At 58.0% G+C, this 19,931-nt stretch carries 17 protein-coding genes and 2 tRNA genes; 11 read left to right on the top strand and 8 right to left on the bottom strand.

Annotated features, from left to right (window positions below; translation table 11 throughout):
• Positions 1-61 precede the first annotated feature (61 nt).
• On the top strand, positions 62-1,081 hold the full coding sequence (locus AC2FF7_RS03715) for an AraC family transcriptional regulator (protein WP_170352738.1): 1,020 nt from the start codon (positions 62-64) through the stop codon (positions 1,079-1,081).
• A 174-nt stretch (positions 1,082-1,255) separates the two neighbouring features.
• On the opposite strand, the gene rpoD is transcribed toward AC2FF7_RS03715, so the two are convergent.
• The 4 genes from rpoD to AC2FF7_RS03695 form a co-directional block, all read right to left on the bottom strand.
• The gene (gene rpoD, locus AC2FF7_RS03710) at positions 1,256-3,247 is read right to left on the bottom strand and encodes an RNA polymerase sigma factor RpoD (RefSeq protein ID WP_170750542.1); all 1,992 of its coding nucleotides are present in this window, start codon (positions 3,245-3,247) and stop codon (positions 1,256-1,258) included.
• A 114-nt stretch (positions 3,248-3,361) separates the two neighbouring features.
• Entirely contained in the window at positions 3,362-5,308 is a 1,947-nt protein-coding gene (gene dnaG, locus AC2FF7_RS03705; protein WP_496905208.1) for a DNA primase, read from the bottom strand.
• Between the two features lie 81 nt (positions 5,309-5,389).
• Entirely contained in the window at positions 5,390-5,686 is a 297-nt protein-coding gene (locus tag AC2FF7_RS03700; protein ID WP_170352735.1) for a hypothetical protein, read from the bottom strand.
• A gap of 126 nt (positions 5,687-5,812) precedes the next feature.
• Positions 5,813-7,243, bottom strand: a complete 1,431-nt coding sequence (locus AC2FF7_RS03695; protein ID WP_170352734.1) for a Glu/Leu/Phe/Val family dehydrogenase — start codon at positions 7,241-7,243, stop codon at positions 5,813-5,815.
• A gap of 302 nt (positions 7,244-7,545) precedes the next feature.
• On the opposite strand from AC2FF7_RS03695, the gene AC2FF7_RS03690 reads away from it, so the two are divergent.
• The 3 genes from AC2FF7_RS03690 to AC2FF7_RS03680 are packed head-to-tail and all read left to right on the top strand — an operon-like array spanning position 7,546 to position 10,374.
• A complete protein-coding gene (locus AC2FF7_RS03690; protein ID WP_480867233.1) occupies positions 7,546-9,240 on the top strand; it encodes a pilus assembly protein TadG-related protein in 1,695 nt (564 codons plus the stop codon).
• Positions 9,237-9,770, top strand: coding sequence for a TadE/TadG family type IV pilus assembly protein (locus AC2FF7_RS03685; protein WP_170352732.1), 534 nt, complete (start codon positions 9,237-9,239; stop codon positions 9,768-9,770). The genes AC2FF7_RS03690 and AC2FF7_RS03685 overlap by 4 nt, the downstream gene beginning before the upstream one ends.
• 4 nt (positions 9,771-9,774) lie before the next feature.
• Positions 9,775-10,374 carry a TadE/TadG family type IV pilus assembly protein gene (locus AC2FF7_RS03680; RefSeq protein ID WP_170352731.1) on the top strand — a complete coding sequence of 200 codons (600 nt, stop codon included), beginning with the start codon at positions 9,775-9,777 and terminating at the stop codon, positions 10,372-10,374.
• Here the strand turns inward: AC2FF7_RS03680 and AC2FF7_RS03675 are convergent.
• Complete coding sequence (locus AC2FF7_RS03675; RefSeq protein ID WP_480867231.1) at positions 10,322-10,822, bottom strand: hypothetical protein; 501 nt, start codon at positions 10,820-10,822, stop codon at positions 10,322-10,324. The two genes, AC2FF7_RS03680 and AC2FF7_RS03675, sit on opposite strands and share 53 nt — an antisense overlap.
• Before the next feature lie 158 nt (positions 10,823-10,980).
• Here AC2FF7_RS03675 and AC2FF7_RS03670 point away from each other — a divergent pair, with 158 nt between their 5' ends.
• Complete coding sequence (locus tag AC2FF7_RS03670) at positions 10,981-11,892, top strand: pirin family protein (RefSeq protein WP_170750534.1); 912 nt, start codon at positions 10,981-10,983, stop codon at positions 11,890-11,892.
• Here AC2FF7_RS03670 and AC2FF7_RS03665 read toward each other — a convergent pair whose 3' ends face one another.
• Positions 11,893-12,480 carry a TetR/AcrR family transcriptional regulator gene (locus AC2FF7_RS03665; protein WP_480867229.1) on the bottom strand — a complete coding sequence of 196 codons (588 nt, stop codon included), beginning with the start codon at positions 12,478-12,480 and terminating at the stop codon, positions 11,893-11,895.
• 99 nt (positions 12,481-12,579) lie between these two features.
• Here AC2FF7_RS03665 and AC2FF7_RS03660 point away from each other — a divergent pair, with 99 nt between their 5' ends.
• The 6 genes from AC2FF7_RS03660 to AC2FF7_RS03635 all read left to right on the top strand — a co-directional run bounded on the left by AC2FF7_RS03660 (position 12,580) and on the right by AC2FF7_RS03635 (position 17,395).
• Complete coding sequence (locus tag AC2FF7_RS03660; protein WP_480867227.1) at positions 12,580-12,828, top strand: hypothetical protein; 249 nt, start codon at positions 12,580-12,582, stop codon at positions 12,826-12,828.
• A 124-nt stretch (positions 12,829-12,952) separates the two neighbouring features.
• Entirely contained in the window at positions 12,953-14,239 is a 1,287-nt protein-coding gene (locus AC2FF7_RS03655) for a homoserine dehydrogenase (protein ID WP_480867225.1), read from the top strand.
• A gap of 69 nt (positions 14,240-14,308) precedes the next feature.
• Positions 14,309-15,289, top strand: coding sequence for a class II fructose-bisphosphatase (gene glpX, locus AC2FF7_RS03650; protein ID WP_170352726.1), 981 nt, complete (start codon positions 14,309-14,311; stop codon positions 15,287-15,289).
• 93 nt (positions 15,290-15,382) lie between these two features.
• Positions 15,383-17,125, top strand: coding sequence for a single-stranded-DNA-specific exonuclease RecJ (recJ, locus tag AC2FF7_RS03645; RefSeq protein WP_496905207.1), 1,743 nt, complete (start codon positions 15,383-15,385; stop codon positions 17,123-17,125).
• Positions 17,126-17,223: 98 nt separating this feature from the next.
• Positions 17,224-17,298: transfer RNA gene (locus AC2FF7_RS03640), tRNA-Glu, on the top strand.
• A 22-nt stretch (positions 17,299-17,320) separates the two neighbouring features.
• Positions 17,321-17,395: transfer RNA gene (locus tag AC2FF7_RS03635), tRNA-Glu, on the top strand.
• A gap of 5 nt (positions 17,396-17,400) precedes the next feature.
• Here the strand turns inward: AC2FF7_RS03635 and AC2FF7_RS03630 are convergent.
• Positions 17,401-19,242: a V-type ATP synthase subunit A gene (locus AC2FF7_RS03630; RefSeq protein WP_480867221.1), complete on the bottom strand. Its 1,842-nt coding sequence runs from the start codon at positions 19,240-19,242 to the stop codon at positions 17,401-17,403.
• On the bottom strand, positions 19,239-19,931 hold the full coding sequence (locus AC2FF7_RS03625; RefSeq protein ID WP_480867220.1) for a hypothetical protein: 693 nt from the start codon (positions 19,929-19,931) through the stop codon (positions 19,239-19,241). Before AC2FF7_RS03625 ends, AC2FF7_RS03630 begins: the two co-directional genes overlap by 4 nt.

Genomic DNA, 19,931 nt, shown 5'->3' with positions numbered 1-19,931 from the left:
GGATGCGTCCCACACCTCTCAGCAAGGGTGCAAACAAACAGATATCGCGATAAGATACAGCATGGACGTCGATATCTCACGTATTCAGCTTTTGACGCGCATGCTTGATCACAAGACACAGAATCCTGCTGTCACAGATCGAGTATTGGAAAAATGTAACATACAGCGCGATGACATCACGGTTTCTGCGGGCACTTGTAGCGCCCACACAGAAGCCCTCTTTGCCAGATATGCCTGCGATATTCTTGAGGACCCGACTTTTGCCGCAGCGGCCGGGCTAGAATACCGATCTTCCTCAAGCCTTACCGCATACATCAGCAAATACTCGCGAGATTTGAAACAAGTTCTAGAAAATACCTCGCGTTTTCACGGGATCATTGATCCGGCTCTGATGTTCAGTTTGCGCGTCGCAGGGAATTTCGCGTCGATCGAGGCTGAATGGAAAGATGCCAGCTTTGCTCGATACCACAGACGCACAGAGTTTTTAGTATTTGCAGGTCTGGCACGGATGCGAAACCTGACTCAGATTGATTTCTTCCCAATGGAAATACGTTTTCAACATGAAACAGGAGGCAATCGGACCGCGTACCAAAAGCTTGCGGGTTTTCCAGTCATCTTTGGGGCGGAACGAATTGAAATCGTGCTGGCACTATCATCGCTTGATCTACCTGTCCCAACTTATGACCCCAAGCTGCGCGCGCATTTGTTGGAATACGGAGACCGAGTCATCGCAGAACACCGACAGCCCAAGCAAAAACTACGTGCTCGGGTTGAAGGCTTGATCACCCGCTCTCTGCCCGGAGCGATCATTCAGGCGGATGACGCTGCCGCCAACCTTGGCCTCAGCGCGCGCACCTTTGCACGTCGTCTTAAAGACGAAGGAACCAGTTATCGCGAGATTGTCGATGACCTTCGTTGTGATCTGGCGCAAACATTTATCACCAACGGCATGCCCTTGTCAGAGATCGCATTTTCACTTGGATACGCTGATCAACCAGCGTTCTCGACAGCATTCAAACGCTGGACAGGTCAGGCACCCAGCACATTCCGCAGCAGACTGGATTTTACTTCCGGGGCCTGAGACCGGGGGTCATCGGCACCGTCGCCTCTCCCCGGCCCGTCCCATGAGTGGACAAAACGGAAATAGGCGACCAAGCCAGATGACACTTGTGACTTTCTGCCAATTTGAATTTTGGACCGGCCACTTTCACCACCCGCGCAAAAAATAAGCGCCTCAGATGAGGCGCCTATTTGTCTATTGATCCAAGAATGACCGCAACTTGCGCGACCGGCTTGGGTGTTTCAGCTTCCTTAGCGCCTTCGCCTCAATCTGGCGAATACGTTCGCGGGTCACGCTGAACTGCTGGCCAACCTCCTCCAACGTGTGGTCGGTGTTCATGCCGATGCCAAACCGCATCCGCAGAACCCGTTCCTCGCGCGGGGTGAGCGAGGCCAGAACCCGTGTGGTCGTTTCCTTGAGGTTTTCTTGAATGGCGCTGTCCAGCGGCAGCACGGCATTCTTGTCCTCGATGAAATCGCCCAGCTGGCTGTCTTCCTCGTCGCCAATTGGCGTTTCCAAAGAGATCGGTTCTTTGGCGATTTTCATCACCTTGCGAACCTTCTCCAGCGGCATTTGCAGCTTTTCGGCCAGTTCTTCCGGTGTCGGCTCGCGGCCGATTTCGTGCAGCATCTGGCGGCCGGTCCGCACCAGCTTGTTGATCGTTTCGATCATATGGACCGGAATACGGATCGTGCGCGCCTGATCCGCGATGCTTCGCGTGATCGCCTGACGAATCCACCATGTCGCATAGGTCGAGAATTTGTAGCCGCGGCGGTATTCAAATTTGTCCACCGCTTTCATCAGGCCGATGTTGCCTTCCTGAATAAGATCAAGGAATTGCAGGCCACGGTTCGTGTATTTTTTGGCGATCGAGATCACCAGACGCAGGTTGGCTTCGACCATTTCCTTCTTGGCCTGCCGCGCCTCTTTCTCGCCCTTCTGAACCTGCTGCACGATGCGGCGGAATTCGGGGATGTCCAAGCCGACATACTGACCGACCTGAGCCATATCATTGCGCAGTTCCTCGACCTTTGCGGTCGAGCGTTCGATGAACATCTGCCAGCCCCGGCCCGGCTTTTCAGCCATATCCGACAACCAGTTCGGGTCCAGCTCGCGCCCGCGATAGGCGTCAATGAATTCCCGACGGTTGATGCGTGCCTGATCCGCCAGCTTCACCATTGAGCTGTCCAGCGACATCACGCGGCGGTTGATACCGTAAAGCTGGTCGATCAGCGCTTCGATCCGGTTGTTATGCAGGTGCAGTCCATTCACCAGTTCAACAATCTCGGCGCGCAGCTTCTGATAGGTTGCTTCATCCTGCTCGCTGAAGGTGCCGTCTTCGTTCAGTGTGGCCGAAATCCGGCTGTCCTGCATTTCCGACAGCATCGAGAAGTCGGTCGAGATGCGTTCCAGGGTGGTCAGAACCTGATCCTTCAGCGCGGCTTCCATCGCGGCGAGAGACATATTGGCCTGATCATCGTCGTCATCATCGTCGTCGTTGTTCAACGGGTTGCCGTCAGCATCCAGCTCGGGGCCTTTGTCCTCTTTCTCAGGCTTGGCGGCCTGCACGTTGGAGGTATCGACTACCGGTTCCTCGACATCGCCGTCTTCGTCCATCTGGTTTCCAAAGGTGGCCTCCAGATCAATGACGTCGCGCAGCAGAATGTCTTCGGACAGCAATTCGTCATGCCAGATGGTGATCGCCTGGAACGTCAGCGGGCTTTCGCACAGCCCGGCAATCATGGTGTTCCGACCAGCCTCGATCCGCTTGGCGATGGCAATCTCGCCCTCGCGGCTCAGCAGTTCGACGCTGCCCATCTCGCGCAGGTACATGCGCACAGGGTCGTCGGTGCGATCCAGCTTTTCGGTCCCCGCACCGGCCAGCGCAACCTCGCGGTTGCTTTCTGTCGTGGTCAGTTCGGTCGAGCCTTTGTTTTCTTCTTCTTCGGCTTCTTCATCTTCGATGATGTTGATGCCCATCTCGGACAGCATCGACATCACGTCTTCGATCTGTTCCGAGCTGACCTGATCCGGCGGCAGAACCTGATTAAGCTGGTCGTAGGTGATGTACCCTTTCTCGCGGGCCTCAGCGATCATCTTCTTGACCTGGGCCTGGCTCATGTCCAGCGAGATTTCCTGTTCCTGCTCGTCGGATTTGCGATCTTCGGTCGTGTCTTTGGCGGCCATTCAATGCTCCTGCAGGGATGGGTGATTCGATTGAACCGAATCATTAGCGCGTAGAAGTGATTCGGCTACCCGTTTACCCGTTTTTCTTTTCCAGTGCCTTACGAAAACACCAGTTTACCGGCGTTTCCGCTCAAAATTGATCCCGGACATGATTGCCTCAAACGCGTCTTTCTCGTCACGATTGATTCGCGCGCCATTGTCGGCCACGTCGAAAATCGCCCTGTCTTCATTCTGGCTACGGCTTGTGCGGTTACGCTCTTCGGCCGCCTGAGCCAGCCGATATGTCAACGCCTCATCTGCCAGATCCGACAGCTCCTCCTCCGCTTCGGCAATCTCTGCGTCCAACCCCCTGAGAGCTTTGATCTTTGCGAGTTCCTCGGCCAGCGTCATTTCGGCCTTTTCGACATCGCCCGGTTTATGCACGCAAGGGATCACTGCGACATGGCGAAGGGCCAGCAGGTTTTCAAGGGCTTCGGGCCCCAAAGTTTCGGCTATGTGGTCTTTCAGGTTCTCGGGGTCGTCAATCGCATGGCGCAGAATGGCGTGACGCAGGGCGGCGTGGTCAGGGTCACGGCACTCCATCTCTTCCAACTGAATTTCGAACTGCACAACCACTTGCGGGTTCAACGCCGCAATTGCCAAAATCGCTGCCTCGCGCAGTTGGATTTCCGCACCTTCGGACGACGCCAAGAATGACGCTCGCGCGCCTGGTGTCGCCGTCGGCTTAGGTTGCCATTTACCGCGCGGCTGCCACGATCGGTTCTGAGGCTGACGCTGCGGGCGGAACAGTTGCCAGCGCAGATCCTTAATCTCTTGCCCATAATGCGAGCGGATCGAAGGGTCACGGATCAGCTTGATCTTGTCGCGCAGCGCCTTGTCCAGCGCCGCTTTGCGCTCGGGACTGTCGAAGACTTTGCCGTCGGTCTCGCGCTGCCACAGCAGTTTGACCATGGGGATCGCGCCTTCCAACACCGTTTGCACGGCCCCCGGCCCCTCGGCGCGTAACAGGTCATCGGGGTCTTTGCCCTCGGGCATCAACGCAAACCGTAAGGATTTCCCGGCCTCAAGCAGTGGCAAGGCCAAGTCAACCGCGCGCATCGCGGCGCGCAAGCCCGCCGTGTCGCCGTCCAACGCGATGATCGGCTCATTGGAAATCCGCCAAAGCAGTTGCAACTGGTGCTCGGTAATCGCGGTACCCAAGGGCGCCACCGAAGCGCCAAACCCTGCCTCGGCCAGTGCGATTACGTCCATATAGCCTTCGGCCACGATCAGCGGTTGCCCCTTCCCTGCCGCTTGCCGCGCGGGGCCGTGGTTATAGAGGCTGCGGCCCTTATCGAACAACTCGGTCTCGGGTGAGTTCAGGTATTTCGCATTGTCATTCGGGTCCATCGCCCGGCCGCCAAACGCAATGCAGCGACCGCGCGGGTCACGGATCGGGTACATGATCCGGTTGCGGAACGTGTCATAGGGCTTTTTACCCTTGTTCGACGGCTTGGCTAGACCCGCCCCAAGGATCAGATCTTCCGCCACATTCTTACCAGTTAAATGATCCCACAGGGCCTGCCACCCATCGGGGGCAAATCCGATCTCCCACCGGTCCAGCGCCTGCGCGTCCAATCCTCGACGGGTCAGGTAATCGCGTGCGGCACTCCCTGCCCCAGTTTTGAGTTGCAGGCGGAAAAACTGCACCGCCTGCTCCATCACCTCGACCAGTTGCGCGCGACGGTCCTGCTTTTCCTGCGCCTTGGGATCGCGCTGCGGCATCGGCATCCCTGCTTCGCGCGCCAGAATCTCGACCGCTTCGATAAACGAGACATTCTCGGTCTCTTTCACGAAACTGATCGCGTCGCCTTTGGCGTGGCAGCCGAAGCAATAATAGAACCCCTTTTGGTCATCCACATGGAACGAGGCGGTCTTTTCATGGTGAAATGGGCACGGTGCCCACATGTCACCTTTGCCCTGATTGGACTTGCGCGGGTCCCACATGACCTTGCGGCCGACGACCTGAGACAGGCTGAGGCGCGTGCGCAATTCGTCAAGAAATCCGGAGGGCAAAGACATGGGGACAAACCTGCCAGAAATGAAAACGCAGGCCAAGGGGATGGCCTGCGCTTATCCACAGCGAAATGCAATGGATGTGGATTACTGCTGCAGGCACAGCTCCAGCCAAGCAGCGCCGAGGTCTTTTTTCCTCACATCGCGCATCTTTTGTTCATAGACCCACGGAGTGATCAGGGGAATCGCCGCGTTGTAGTTCTCGGGCCATGTCGGCCCTGACTCTGCCACCGCCTGTGCCACGTCCCGTTCCTTTACCCGGTCCAGCCTTGCCTGCTGGACGGCAGCCACGACGTCTGACTGGAATTTGCAGCTCTGTTCCTTGGTTTCTTGAGCGGCCAGAGGAGTAGCCAGAACAATGGCCGCTATGGCGATACGCAACATGAGGGTCTCCGGGATTCGTTTCTGTCGCAGCAGCTTATCCGCCGCAAAGCCAACCGGCCATTGCCGTTTTGAACCTCGCGCCTTCGTGTTGCGCAGGGGCGACCAATTTCCGTCCCTGCATTTTCCTCAAAGTCCTTTGGCCCGATAGCTTTTCGAGACCCGGTCGATCGCCACGATATAAGCGGCTGTGCGCAGGTCTTCGACATCATCGCGGCTATGCCAAACCTCACGCATGGACTGATACGCAATCCGCATCGTGTCATCGAGGCCCGAGCGCACCAGCTCAAGCTCATCCGCACCTTTCAAGTACTTGGCTTTGAAATCCGGTGACATCGACCACGCATCGCCCAGATACCGATCCAGACGCTCCAACTCGCTGACGATCAACTCATGCCGGGCTTCTTCCTGACGGCGCTGCATCCGGCCAAAGCGGATATGGCTCAGGTTTTTGACCCACTCGAAATACGACACCGTCACACCGCCGGCATTGGCATACATGTCAGGAATGATCACCGTACCCTTTTTGCGCAATATTTCATCCGCACCCGCCGTCACAGGACCGTTCGCAGCCTCGATGATCAGCGGGGCCTTTATGCGTTCGGCATTTGACAGATTGATCACGCCTTCCAGCGCCGCCGGGATGAGGATATCGCAGTCCTCTTCCAACACCACCGCCCCCTCGGCGGAATGGGTCGCGTCCGGGTAATCCTTGACGCCACCATGTTTGACGATCCACTGCCGAACGGACTCAACGTCGATCCCTTCCGGATTATACAGCGCGCCATCCCATTCGATGATGCCGGTGACAATCGCGCCATCCTCTTCGCTGAGGAATTTTGCGGCATGATAGCCCACATTGCCCAAGCCCTGGACGATCACGCGTTTGCCGTCCAACTTTCCAGTAAGCCCAGCTTTCTGAATGTCCTCAGGATGACGAAAGAATTCTCGCAGCGCGTATTGAACACCACGACCGGTTGCCTCGACCCGCCCGGCGATACCACCCGCGTTCAACGGCTTGCCGGTAACACAGGCCCGCGCATTGATGTCCGTTGTGTTCATCCGGGCATATTGGTCGGCCATCCACGCCATCTCACGCTCGCCGGTCCCCATGTCGGGGGCTGGGACGTTCTGGGACGGGTTGATCAGATCCCGCTTGGCCAGTTCGTAGGCAAACCGGCGCGTGATTTGCTCCAGCTCATGATCCTCATACTGTCGCGGGTCGATACACAGCCCGCCTTTCGAGCCGCCAAAAGGTGTTTCAACCAGCGCACATTTGTAGGTCATCAGCGCTGCCAGCGCCTCAACTTCATCCTGATTGACGGCCAAAGCGTAGCGGATGCCACCTTTAACGGGCTCCATGTGTTCGGAATGAACAGACCGGTAGCCGGTGAACGTATGAATATCACCGCGCAGGCGAACACCGAACCGCACCGTGTAAGTGGCGTTGCAAACCCTGATCTTCTCTTCCAGCCCCGGAGGCAGATCCATCAGGGACGCCGCCCTGTTGAACATCAGGTCAACACTTTCGCGAAAGCTGGGTTCTTTTGTGGCCGTCATCTATACCTCCGTGCCAACGAACGACTTGCGTTCTGTCGTTTTGTCGCACCCATTGGATAAACGATCAATATTTTAGCAAAAATAAATTTCGAAAAACTGAGTCGCTGAATGCGATCACGCGCGCGTGCATTGTCGACAAGAAGACAACAGAACCCGAGCGCCGATCATATTATTCCCGGTTTGACAAGAAATGTGCCTGATCCAAGGCGGTTTCGCCCAATTCCCGCCACGTTTGAGCGTTAATTTCTCAACGTTAACTTTTCCTTAGCAGTAGTGGATGACTGTTCAGTGAGGACGGCAATATGATTAACCGCGGTTTCAAAAGCGGCATTACTAAACGCTTTAAAAAACTACCAACGCCCGAGGCCTTCCAGCGCGAAGAAGACGGGTCGTTCACCATTTTCGTACTGCTTGGCGTGCTGGTGATTTTTGCGACCACAGGTATTGGGGTCGACGTCATGAATTTTGAACGCGACCGTGCGACGTTGCAGTCGACCTTGGACCGCGCTGTTCTTGCCGCCGCCGACCTTGACCAAACGCTCCCGCCGCGACAGGTGGTCGAGTCATACTTGGACAAAGCCGGCCTCAGTGACAAACTGAAATCGGTCAACGTGCAGGAAGGATTTGGATCCCGGACCGTGTCTGCAACTGCAGAAACGATCGTGAACACCAATTTCATGCGCTTTTCGGGTCACAAGACCTTGACTGCACAAGCGGCAAGTACAGCGGAGGAATCGATTGGATCAGTCGAAATCTCGCTCGTACTCGACATGTCCGGATCGATGAACCGCGCGTCTGCGGAAGCGGGAAGAACGAAAATCGAGGTCTTGCGCTCTGCCGCCAAAGAGTTCGTGACCCTGATGCTGGACAAGCCCGGCGAAAGCCAAATTTCGATGTCCATCATTCCTTACGCAACTCAGGTCAGCGCGGGTGACGACATACTGAAGCATTTCAGCAATGTATCGTCCGAGCATGATTTTTCTCACTGTATCAACTTTACTTCGGCCCAGTTTGGTAGTTCGGCATTGGATCCCACGATTTCCTATGACCGAACCGCTCCGTTCGACCCCTTCCAATACACCAACAACGCAGAGCAGTTCCCCCGCTTCCCTGTTTGTCCTGTCCGCGCAGGCAGTGACATTACCGCTGTGACCGACGATATCGATGTCCTGCACAACCGCATCGATGCGCTTACGGCCAACGGCAACACTTCGATCGACGTGGGTATGAAATGGGGTGTCGGCATGCTGGATCCCAAATTCCAGAACGTTGTCGGAGAACTGGCCAGAGAGAACATTGTTCCGGATAAGTTTAAAGATCGACCCGAAGCCTATGACTCAGAGGTGCTAAAGGTCGCTATCGTCATGACCGACGGACAGAACACCACTCAATACATGCTGAAAGACCAATACCGCTCAGGCTTTTCTGACATTTGGTTCAACCCGGAATACGTCCGCGACGATGGGTCAACAGGGGAATATAGCGTTCGGTTCCGGCGCAATCCGGACCGCTACGCGTGGATGCAACAAAGCATCGAAAACGGCGCGCAGTTCGGCGGAGGATTCATTACCGCCGACTATCCTTATGGCAACCCTCCGAACGAGAACTCTTTTAACAATGAGCCGGGAACAGCGACGCGCATGACGTTCCCTCAGCTGTTCAATCAGGCCTCGTTGTACTGGAACGCGACCAACAACTACTTCTGGCAGAGCAATCACGTGTTCAACTGGTTCCAGAACCCTCGAATAAGTGTCGGACCAACAACCAAGAATTCACGCACAACCAGCATTTGCGGCGCTGCAAAGAATAATGGTGTGATCATCTATGGAATTGCGTTCGAAGCACCCAATGCGGGCCTGACGACCATCAAGAACTGTGCAAGTTCGGACAGCCACGTCTACGAAGTGGACGAGTTCGATGACCCCGAAGGCATCTCGTTGCAAGACGCATTTGCGTCAATCGCATCGTCGATCAAGAAGCTGAGGCTGACCCAATGATCCAAAATCTTCGAACATATCTAGGAAAACTCAAGGCATCTGAGGACGGCAACGTCGTTGTGGAATTTGTCCTCATTTTCCCGGTTTTCATGTTCTTTATCCTCAGCGCAATGGAATACGCGGTGGTTACGGTCCAGCAATCAATGCTGGAACGCGCGGTGGACATAACAGTTCGCGAGATTCGACTGGGAACCGGAACAAACCCGGACCACGATACAATCAAGGACTCGATCTGTGAGAATACGCTGCTAGTCCGTAACTGCTCGCGAAATTTGCGACTGGAAATGATCCAGCAGAGCGCGTTCGCCGGTGTCAATCTGCCCGAAACCGTAGACTGCACCGACAACACTGAAGAAGTACGCCCTGTTCGTACCTTCCAAAACGGTCTGTCGAATGAGCTTATGATTCTGCGCGCGTGCGCCAGGGTTGATCCTCTGTTTCCGACTTCGGCCATGGGGCGGGCGCTGGTAGATGACACCGGACAGATCGCACTAACGGCGACCACAGCCTTCGTTCAGGAGCCTTCGTAAGACTATGACTATTATCCATAGACTCAGAAATCTCTTTCGCTCGGTCAAACGGGATGAAAGCGGTATACTAACTGTCGAAGCAATCCTGATTTTCCCAATGCTGGTTTGGACAATCACGGGCGCCTTTGCCTTCTTCGATGGTTTCCGGCAAAGCGCGGCTAACCTAAAGGCTGCTTACACGGTCGGCGACCTCATCTCGCGTGAAACCGGGACTGTGACCGACACCTACGTCGACTCCATGCATGAGCTTTTGGATCGAATGGTCAACAGCCGCAACGATATTCAACTGCGTATTTCGCTGATTGTCTACGATGCCGAAGATGATCGGCACTACGTGAGATGGTCAGCCATCCGCGGCTATTGTGAGGCCTGGACTAACGACAACATCGGTAACATGCGGGATAACCTGCCCCCGATGCCCGATCAGGACACGCTGATCATTGTCGAGACCTCCAATAGGTATCAGCCTATTTTCGGGTCGAACTGGGTGGTCGGATCGTGGGTTTCCGAAGATCACACTTTCCGCAATTTCGTGTTTACTCGCCCACGATTTACGAATGAGATTGCTCAGAACCTTGGTCCTCAGTCCTGTTCGCAAGCTTAACCGACAGCATTTCCGACATAAACTTGGTCTCAGCGGCGGCTGTCATGCCGCCGATGCCCACCCGATGACCGAGGCGCCACCATAGCCCCGGGGCCCAGGCATTTGCATCCTTGGTCCGCGTGCGGATCAAGAAACCGTTTGACGGTTTGAACGCAAACACTCCGCGATCTACGGCTTCGATATCCTGAACCCGGGCGATCACACGCCCTGCCCCGGTTCGAACCACTGTATCGGTCAATTCGATGCTGTCGCTCGTGGCATACCACATTCGATGCGCCAGCCAGAATGCTGCAGCGCCAACGACCAGCAAAAACACAAGCCACGCAGGCTCGGGCGGCGTTGCCATGGCCACATACAGAACCATCGCTCCTACAACCGTCAACATTCCGACACCCAGCCACCGCCGTGGTGTCGAAGCCTTGACCCGAGCCAGTACTTCTTCCTGCATCTTCTCTCCCCGTTCGATGTGGTCAGGGTTTAGCGCCTTTCCCCGCTGAAAGACAGAGGGGCGCGACCTGCAATTTTTTGCACATAGGCGGTGCCTTTCCGCAAATTGACGCATGTCATCCAACGGCTAAGTATGGCCCAAGCAAGCAGGAGGCCCTCATGTCCCTTAGACCCACTTTGGAAACCCGGAATGCTGTCCCGACAATGGAAGGCGCAGGGGTCAAGCTGCATCGTGCATTCGGATTTCAGGATCCGTCCGAGCTGGACCCGTTCCTGCTGTTTGACGATTTCCGAAACGAACGCCCGCAAGACTATATGGCGGGGTTCCCTTGGCACCCTCATCGAGGCATCGAGACGATAACTTATGTGCTGTCCGGCACGGTCGAACATGCAGATTCGCTAGGCAATACTGGCACGTTGGGTGCCGGAGACGTTCAATGGATGACGGCCGGGTCCGGCATCTTGCATCAAGAGATGCCAAAAGGAAACGCGACCGGTCAAATGCACGGGTTCCAGCTTTGGGGTAACCTGCCGTCCAGTCAAAAGATGACAGCACCGCGATATCAGGATGTTCAAGGCAGGGACATTCCGGAAATAACCGATGACGACGGCACAACTGTCCGAGTCATCGTCGGCGAGTTCTGGGGCAAGACCGGCCCAGTCGACGGCATCGCTGCAGATCCGCAATATCTGGATATCTCGATCCCGGCCGGCGTGAAAAAGACATTCCGCATTGACACGTATCGCCGTGCCTTTGCCTATGTTTTTCAGGGCCAGGCCGCCTTCGCAGACGCCTCGCAACCGACGGGGGTACTGCTAGAGAAAGAGGTTGCAGGGCAAGAGGTCAACATTCGTGACATGTCGGGGGATCGAACTCTGGTTCGGTTCGGAACGGGCGATGAGGTCACGGTTCAGGCCGGTCCCGGTGGCGTCAGGTTCCTGTTGATCTCGGGCGCGCCGATTGATGAACCCGTCGCGTGGCACGGCCCTATTGTGATGAACACCCGCGCTGAACTGGAACAGGCGTTTCGAGAATTGCGGAACGGCACTTTTATCCGCCCAACGCATTGATCAAGTTGTCACTGATCTCTGAACCATGTCCCAGTAGATCTGCTCGACAGCGTCCAGCGACAAACGCCCCCCTGCGCGATACCAAGTCATCACGCCATTCAACATGGCGATAACCGCAAGTGTGGCGATTTTGGTATCGGCAACAGTAAACAGCCCTTGCTGTTGTCCGGATTTCAAAATGGCCTCTAACGAGTCTTCATATTTGCGCCGCAGCGCTTCAATTTCCGTGAAATTTTCGGAGCTTAGGTTGCGCAGTTCCATATAGGCGATAAAAACTTCGTCCGGGCGCTCCATGTGAAATCGAATGTGAAAGCCCACGAACTGCCGCAAGGCTTCGACTGGCGAGTCCGCAGGTGTCAATTTGGCGTATGTAGAAAGCAGCTCCTGCATGTGATCGTTCATCAGGCGATACAGCAAGCTCTGCTTGTCCGGCGTGTAGTTGTAAAGCGCGCCAGCCTGCACCCCGACCTCGGCAGCGATCTGGCGCATGGAAACCGCCGCGTAGCCGTGGCGCGCGAACAACGATAGGGCCGCCTTGCGAATACGGGGGCCAGTGATATCGGAATGAGAACCTTGTGTCCGTGCCATATTGCAAATGTATCTGAACGTCCGTTCAGATAGAACCCCGCTTGAATGCACTATTCAAAAGGTGCATCACAGGCAGAACCGCCATCGAAAGGGTTCGGCATGAAACCCCTGCCATTGCTGATTGTTTTGAGTCTTTGCGCCAACTGCGTGGACTTTCCTGAACTTGAAGGCAGCGAGCCTGAAAGCCTGAAATCCACACGGTATCCAAAACTGATCCCTCTGCAAGAGAATCTTGGCCCCCCGATCGACCCAGTGAGCGAGGCCGCTGAGGTCGAAGAAGACCTGTCTGCCCGACGAGAAGCGCTGCAGAAAAAGGCGGACAAGCTACAAAGCGAAGAAATTAACTAACCGTCTGCATTTCCCGGTTCAGGCCGGCCTGCAACGCATTGCGCCCGTGCGCCGAACCCGGTAAGGCACCCGGGAATGGGCAAGGCCCAAAAGGCGATAAATTCGAGCGAAAGGAACCCACGGGATGACACAGGCGCTGCGGCTTGGAATTGCGGGCTTGGGAACGGTCGGCGTGGGTGTCGTCAAGATCGTCCGGCAACATGCGGATTTGCTGCAAGCGCGCACTGGTCGCCCAATCGAAATCATCGCCGTGTCAGCGCGCGACGCGTCCAAGGATCGCGGCGTGAACCTGTCGGGCTATGCTTGGGAAACCGACCCTGTAGCCTTGGCACAACGGGACGATATCGACGTCTATGTCGAGCTTATGGGCGGTGAAAACGGTCCCGCCAAAGCCTCGGTCGAGGCGGCGCTGGCCAGTGGCAAAGATGTCGTAACCGCAAACAAGGCCCTGCTGGCGATCCACGGGCAAGAGCTGGCTGAAAAGGCCGAGGCCGCAGGCCGCGTGATCCGGTTCGAGGCCGCCGTTGCAGGCGGTATCCCGGTGATCAAGTCCCTGACTGAAGGGCTTGCAGGCAATGAAATCACCCGCGTTATGGGCGTGATGAACGGCACCTGCAACTATATCCTGACCCGGATGCAATCGCAGAAACTGGGCTATAACGCCCTGTTCGAAGAATGCGCTGAGTTGGGGTATCTCGAAGCCGATCCCAATCTGGATGTCGGCGGCATTGACGCGGCACATAAACTGGCGCTGCTATCGTCAATTGCCTTCGGCACCAAACCCAACTTCGACGGAATCGAGATTGAGGGCATTCAGCAAATCAGCCTCGATGACATCCACCAGGCCGACGACATGGGCTATCGCATCAAGCTGCTTGGCGTCGCCCAGAAAACCGCGCGTGGGCTGGTCCAGCGGATGCAGCCCTGCCTTGTGCCCAGTGGCTCGGCCTTGGGACAATTGGAAGGCGGGACCAACATGGTGGTGATCGAGGGCGACGCAGTTGATCAAGTCGTTCTGCGCGGCCCCGGCGCGGGCGAAGGCCCCACGGCTAGTGCCGTGATGGGCGATGTCTGCGATCTGGCGCGCGGGTTGCAAATCCCGACCTTTGGCCAGCCCGCGACCTCGTTGCAGGATGCGGCACCGGCGATCACCGGCCTGCCTGCCCCTTATTACCTGCGTCTTGCGCTGTTCGATAAACCCGGCGCGCTGGCGAAAGTGGCTGCCATTCTGGGCGATGCCGGTGTGTCGATCGACCGAATGCGCCAATATGGCCACTCGGACAGCACAGCCCCGGTCCTGATCGTCACGCATAAAACAACACGGGCCACTTTAGACGTGGCATTGGACGGGTTCCGCGACACCGATGTGGTCTCGGGCGAACCGGTCGCGCTGCGCATAGAAGAGGTTTGACCCTTGCGGCCTGCCTAGGCCGCAGGCTATGCCCAAGAAAACGCCTATACTGACCTGAGGATAGTGAAAATGAGTGCTGCCAAGATTGATTTCAACGACCGACTGCTGTCGCTGGGCCTGGCGCGGGTTGCGGAACAGGCTGCTCTGGCCTCTGCCTCGCTGGTTGGACGCGGTGACGAGAAGGCGGCCGATCAGGCGGCGGTCAATGCTATGCGCGAACAGTTGAACCTGTTGGATATCGCAGGCGTCGTGGTCATCGGTGAAGGCGAGCGGGACGAAGCGCCGATGCTTTATATCGGCGAAGAGGTCGGTACCGGGAATGGCCCCGGCGTGGACATTGCGCTGGACCCGCTGGAAGGCACCACCCTGACCGCCAAGGACATGCCCAACGCCCTGACCGTGATCGCCATGGGTCCGCGCGGCTCGATGCTGCATGCGCCCGACGTTTACATGGACAAGCTGGCCGTTGGTCCGGGCTATCCCGAAGGCGTCGTCAATCTGGACATGAGCCCGCGCGAACGGGTCGAGGCTCTGGCCAAGGCCAAGGGCTGCGCGCCTGCCGACATTACAGTTTGCATTCTGGAACGCCCCCGGCACGAGGCGATGATCGCCGAAGTACGCGAGACCGGCGCCTCGATCCGCCTGATTACCGATGGGGATGTGGCCGGTGTGATGCATTGCGCCGAAAGTGAAGAGACCGGAATCGACATGTATATGGGCCAAGGCGGCGCACCTGAAGGTGTGCTGGCGGCGGCCGCGTTGAAATGTATGGGTGGTCAGATCTTTGGCCGCCTGCTGTTCCGCAACGATGACGAACGCGGCCGCGCGGCCAAGGCGGGCATCACCGATCTGGACCGTATCTACGAACGCGATGAGATGGTGACAGCCGACGTGATCTTCGCCGCAACCGGCGTGACCGGTGGGTCGCTGTTGCCGCGCATCAAGCGCGAGCCGGGTTGGCTGGAAACCACCACCCTGCTGATGCGGTCTAAGACCGGATCGGTTCGGCGCATGTCCTACCGCACCCCGCTGTGGTCTCACGACAACTAGCGGCTTGCGCCGCGGCCTCCGGCGGTCGTATTTTGAACGAGAAGAAGGGCCGGGTCCGAAAGGTATCCGGCCTTGGCATATCAGGGGCGGGTCATGAGCTTTCTTGGGGTTGAACAGTCTTTGTCCGGGCGGCGGTGGGTCGGCCCCTCGGCGGATGTGGAACGCGCGACCGAGATGCTGGTGCAACAGGCAGGCCTGCCGCGCGCGGTCTGTCAGGTACTGGCGCGCCGTGGCGTTCCCGCGATGGAGGCCCCCGGTTTCCTGGACCCCAAGCTTAAAGAGCTGCTGCCCGATCCGCGAGACATGAAGGATATGGAGGTCGCAGCAACCCGGTTTCTGACGGCGGTGCGCGCCAAACAGAGGATTGCTGTTTTTGCGGACTATGATGTGGACGGCGGAAGCTCAGCTGCGTTGCTGTTGGTCTGGTTGCGTCAGATGGGGTTGCAGGCGACGCTGTACGTGCCCGACCGAATTGACGAGGGCTATGGCCCCAATGTGCCCGCAATGCAGGAGTTGGCGGCGCAGCACGATCTGATTATCTGTGTCGATTGCGGCACGCTGAGCCATGAACCGATCGCGGCAGCCAAGGATGCGGATGTGATCGTTTTGGATCACCATTTGGGGGGTGAGACCCTGCCCGAATGCGTGGCCGTGGTGAACCCGAACCGGCAGGATGAAAGCGGCGATCTGGGCTATCTGTGTGCGGCTGGCGTGGTGTTCTTGATGCTGGTCGAGGCCGGGCGGCAACTGCGTGAGGCCGGGGTCAAGGGACCGGACCTGATCTCTCTGCTGGATTTGGTGGCGCTGGCGACCGTGGCAGATGTCGCCCCTCTGATCGGGGCGAACCGCGCACTGGTACGTCAGGGGTTGAAGGTGATGGCCCAGCGGCAGCGGCCCGGTCTGGTGGCCCTGTCCGACGTGGCGCGGATGGATTCGGCCCCGAACAGCTATCATTTGGGGTTCCTGCTGGGCCCCCGAGTGAATGCCGGGGGGCGGATCGGTCAGGCCGATCTGGGCGCGCGATTGCTCAGCACCGATTCCATGCACGAGGCCGAGGCCCTGTCGCAACGGCTGGATGAGTTGAACACCGAGCGCCGCGATATCGAAAACGCCGTGCGCGCGGCCGCCATCGAACAGGCCGAGGAGCGCGGGCTGGACGCGCCTTTGGTCTGGGCCGCCGGTGAGGGCTGGCATCCCGGCGTCGTGGGCATCGTTGCCTCGCGTTTGAAGGAGGCTGCGAACCGCCCCGCCATCGTCATCGGTTTTGATGGAGATGAGGGCAAAGGCTCGGGCCGATCTGTGAGCGGTGTTGATCTGGGTGCCTCGATTCAACGGCTGGCGGCTGAGGGGCTGCTGGTCAAAGGTGGCGGGCACAAGATGGCCGCCGGGCTGACAGTGATGCGCGATCAGCTGGAACCGGCCATGGCCCGGCTTTCAGAACTGCTGGCCAAACAAGGCGCGGGCGAAGGCGGCCCGGCGGATCTGAAACTCGACGGCACATTGATGCCGGGTGCGGCCACAGTGGACCTGATCGAACAGATCGAAAAAGCAGGACCGTTCGGGGCCAGCGCCCCTGCCCCACGCTATGCCCTGCCCGATCTACAGGTGCGTTTTGCCAAACGCGTGGGCGAATCTCATTTGAAACTGTCCCTGTCCGATGGCGTGGGCGGTGGTCTGGACGCCATAGCCTTCGGTGCGTTCGATGGACCAATGGGCGAAAAGCTGTCCAATCACGGCGGCGCGCGGTTCCATTTCGCCGGCCGACTCGAGGTCAATACATGGGGCGGACGGCAATCCGTGCAGCTTCGGCTGGAAGATGCCGCCGATGCAAATTGAGCCCGTCCCCGGCCCCAGCAAAAAACTTGTCCCTCCCTGCATTTTTCGGCTTGCGGGGGTGGTAGGTAAACCGTAAAAGGCCCTCCACAAGCCAGCGTGGCCCGTTCGTCTATCGGTTAGGACGCCAGGTTTTCAACCTGGAAAGAGGGGTTCGATTCCCCTACGGGCTACCACTTGTGCTTGTTTTGCCTAAATGGCCCGTTCGTCTATCGGTTAGGACGCCAGGTTTTCAACCTGGAAAGAGGGGTTCGATTCCCCTACGGGCTACCATTTCCTTACACTCCGAATTTCTCGCGGCACAGGTCTTCGATCTGCCCCCACGTGGATTTGAATTCTGGCGTGTTTTCCGCTGCATAGTGGAAGTTTTTCATCAACCCTGTCAGCTGCGTGAAGACCTGCCGCACCTCGGCCTTATCTTTGAAATCGGCGGTGGATTGGGTCACGCCATAGACAAGCTTGAATGTCATCTTCTGCCGCTCCAGCGGGACGGTCGCGTCCACCTGATCGAATGCGTCCTGCTGCAGATAGACCATATCCACGAACAGCCCCTTTTGCTGGGTGACGAAGTCTTCGATCGTGACGCCCTCTTCGCCCGTCACCTGCATCATCTGGTCGACCTGTTCGCCCTTTTCGATAAGCGCCAGCAGATCGCGGACCTTGCCGGTCCAACCGGCTTCGGCGTTCTTGTCATACCAGTCCGATAGCTGATCCAGATAGCGCGACCAGCTGAGCATAGGGTCTACCGCCGGGTAGAATCGCTTGTAGGCACGCTCGGATGACAGGCCGAGGAAACACTTGACCGTGGACAAGGTCGACTGCGTGACTGGCTCGTCAAAATTGCCCCCGGCGGGGGACACGGTGCCAATCAGCGTCAGGCTGCCCAACGCGCCATCATTGGTCTTCATCGCACCCGCGCGCTCGTATAATCCCTTGATCGAGCTTTCTAGATAGGCGGGGAAGCCCTCTTCACCCGGAATTTCCTCAAGCTTGCCCGAGGTCTCGCGCATGGCCTGCGCCCATCGGCTGGTGCTGTCGGCAATCAGCAGCACGTCATAGCCCATCTGGCGGTAATATTCGCCCAGCGTGATGCCGGTGAAGATCGACGCCTCGCGCGCTGCAACCGGCATGGACGAGGTGTTGCAGATGATGATCGTCCGGTCCATCAGGCTGCCGCCCGAGGTCGGGTCAGTCATTTTGGGGAATTCTGCAATAGTTTCCACCACCTCGCCCGCGCGCTCGCCACAGGCTACAACGATCACGATATCGACCTTGGAGTTCCGCGCGATCAGGTTCTGCAGCACCGTTTTGCCCGCGCCAAACGGGCCGGGAATACAGGCCGTCCCACCGCGCGCGATGGGAAAAAACGTGTCGATCAGGCGTTGCGAGGTCAGTACCGGCTCGGTCGGGTAAAGACGTTCCGATAAGGCGCGTTTCAGGATGCTTTCTGGCAGCGCGCGTCGGACGGGCCATTTTTGCGACAGGGTCAGCGTGTGTTCGCCGCCCTGTTCATCCTCAAGCCGGGCCACGATGTCGTGAATGGTGGCAGCCCCTTTCTGAACCCAGACGACCTTGTAGTCGCCCACCCAGTTGAAGGGCAGCATGATCTTATGCTCGAACCGCCCCTCGGGCACCGTGCCGATGCTGTCGCCCGCCGTCACCGTGTCGCCCACCTTTACCGAAGGTGTGAACGACCATTTCGCCAGCGTATCCAGCGGGGCCACATCCGCGCCCCGTGGCAGGAAAGTACCAAACTCAGCGGCGACCTTGGGCAGGGGCGACTGCAACCCGTCAAACACCTGACCCAGCAGACCTGGCCCCAGTTCAACCGACAACAACTGGCCCGATTGCTCTACCGGATCGCCCACGGCCACGCCGTCGGTGCTTTCATAGACTTGCACATCCGCCGTGTCACCGCGCACGCGCAGCACTTCGGCTTTCAAACGCTCCTGACGGCCACCGGGGCCGGGGCGCGTGGGCAGGATGAAGACCACCTCGTTCTTGACCAATTGCCCCGGCGCGCCCGAGGCATCTGCGTTGGCCTGAATTTGCACCAGCCCCTCTTGCACCGAGACGACGCGGGCAGTGGCGGTTTGGGTGACGGGGGTTGGGGCGGTCATGCGTAGGCTCCCTCAAAGTCGATATCGGCGACGTCGGCCATTGCCTGTTGTGCCAGTTTTTCAAATCGCGTTGCCGCATCCTGCGCATTGCTTTGCGCCCAGCGGTCGAAAATATTCCAGATCAGAACGTAAATCGCTACGGCCTCGAAATCGAACAGATGGCGCGCGGCGTGGCGTTTCAGCTGCTTATGGCTAACCGAAAGCAGAAGCCTCTCCAGACCCAGCGGGTCCTCGGCCTCCAGCAGTTGCTGCGCTTCCTTGAGCCACGGCATCGAGCTCTCAAGCTTAAAGGTCGGATCACTCCAGTTTGCCGGGATGTGGCGGGCCCAGCGGCCCATGCCGAAGGTTCCGGCGGGCGAGCTGCCACCCTGTTTGCGAAGGCGCAATGCGGCTACGGCGGTGCGCAAATCCATCCGCTCCAGAAACAGCTTCTGCAGCGTCGGCTGCGGGATATCGCCCAGCGCGGCCTTGCACCGCTCGATGGCCTGCACGTCTGTCACGTCCATATCGTAATCGCCCCAGTTCAGGGCGTGCTCCAACACCCGCAGCACCTGCGCATCCTCAGGCGTCAACGCGCGCAGCCGCCGGTTTAGCCGTAAGCGCGAGATTGGGGGCTGTTTGGCGATAAACAACCGCTCTGAGCCGGGAAGGCTGCTGATTAGCGCGATATAGGCGTCGGGGTCCGACAT

This window comes from Ruegeria sp. YTSC325 (genome assembly GCF_059609525.1).
The sequence above is the reverse complement of the archived record's forward strand: the minus strand, read 5'-3'. Positions and strand labels throughout refer to the sequence as shown.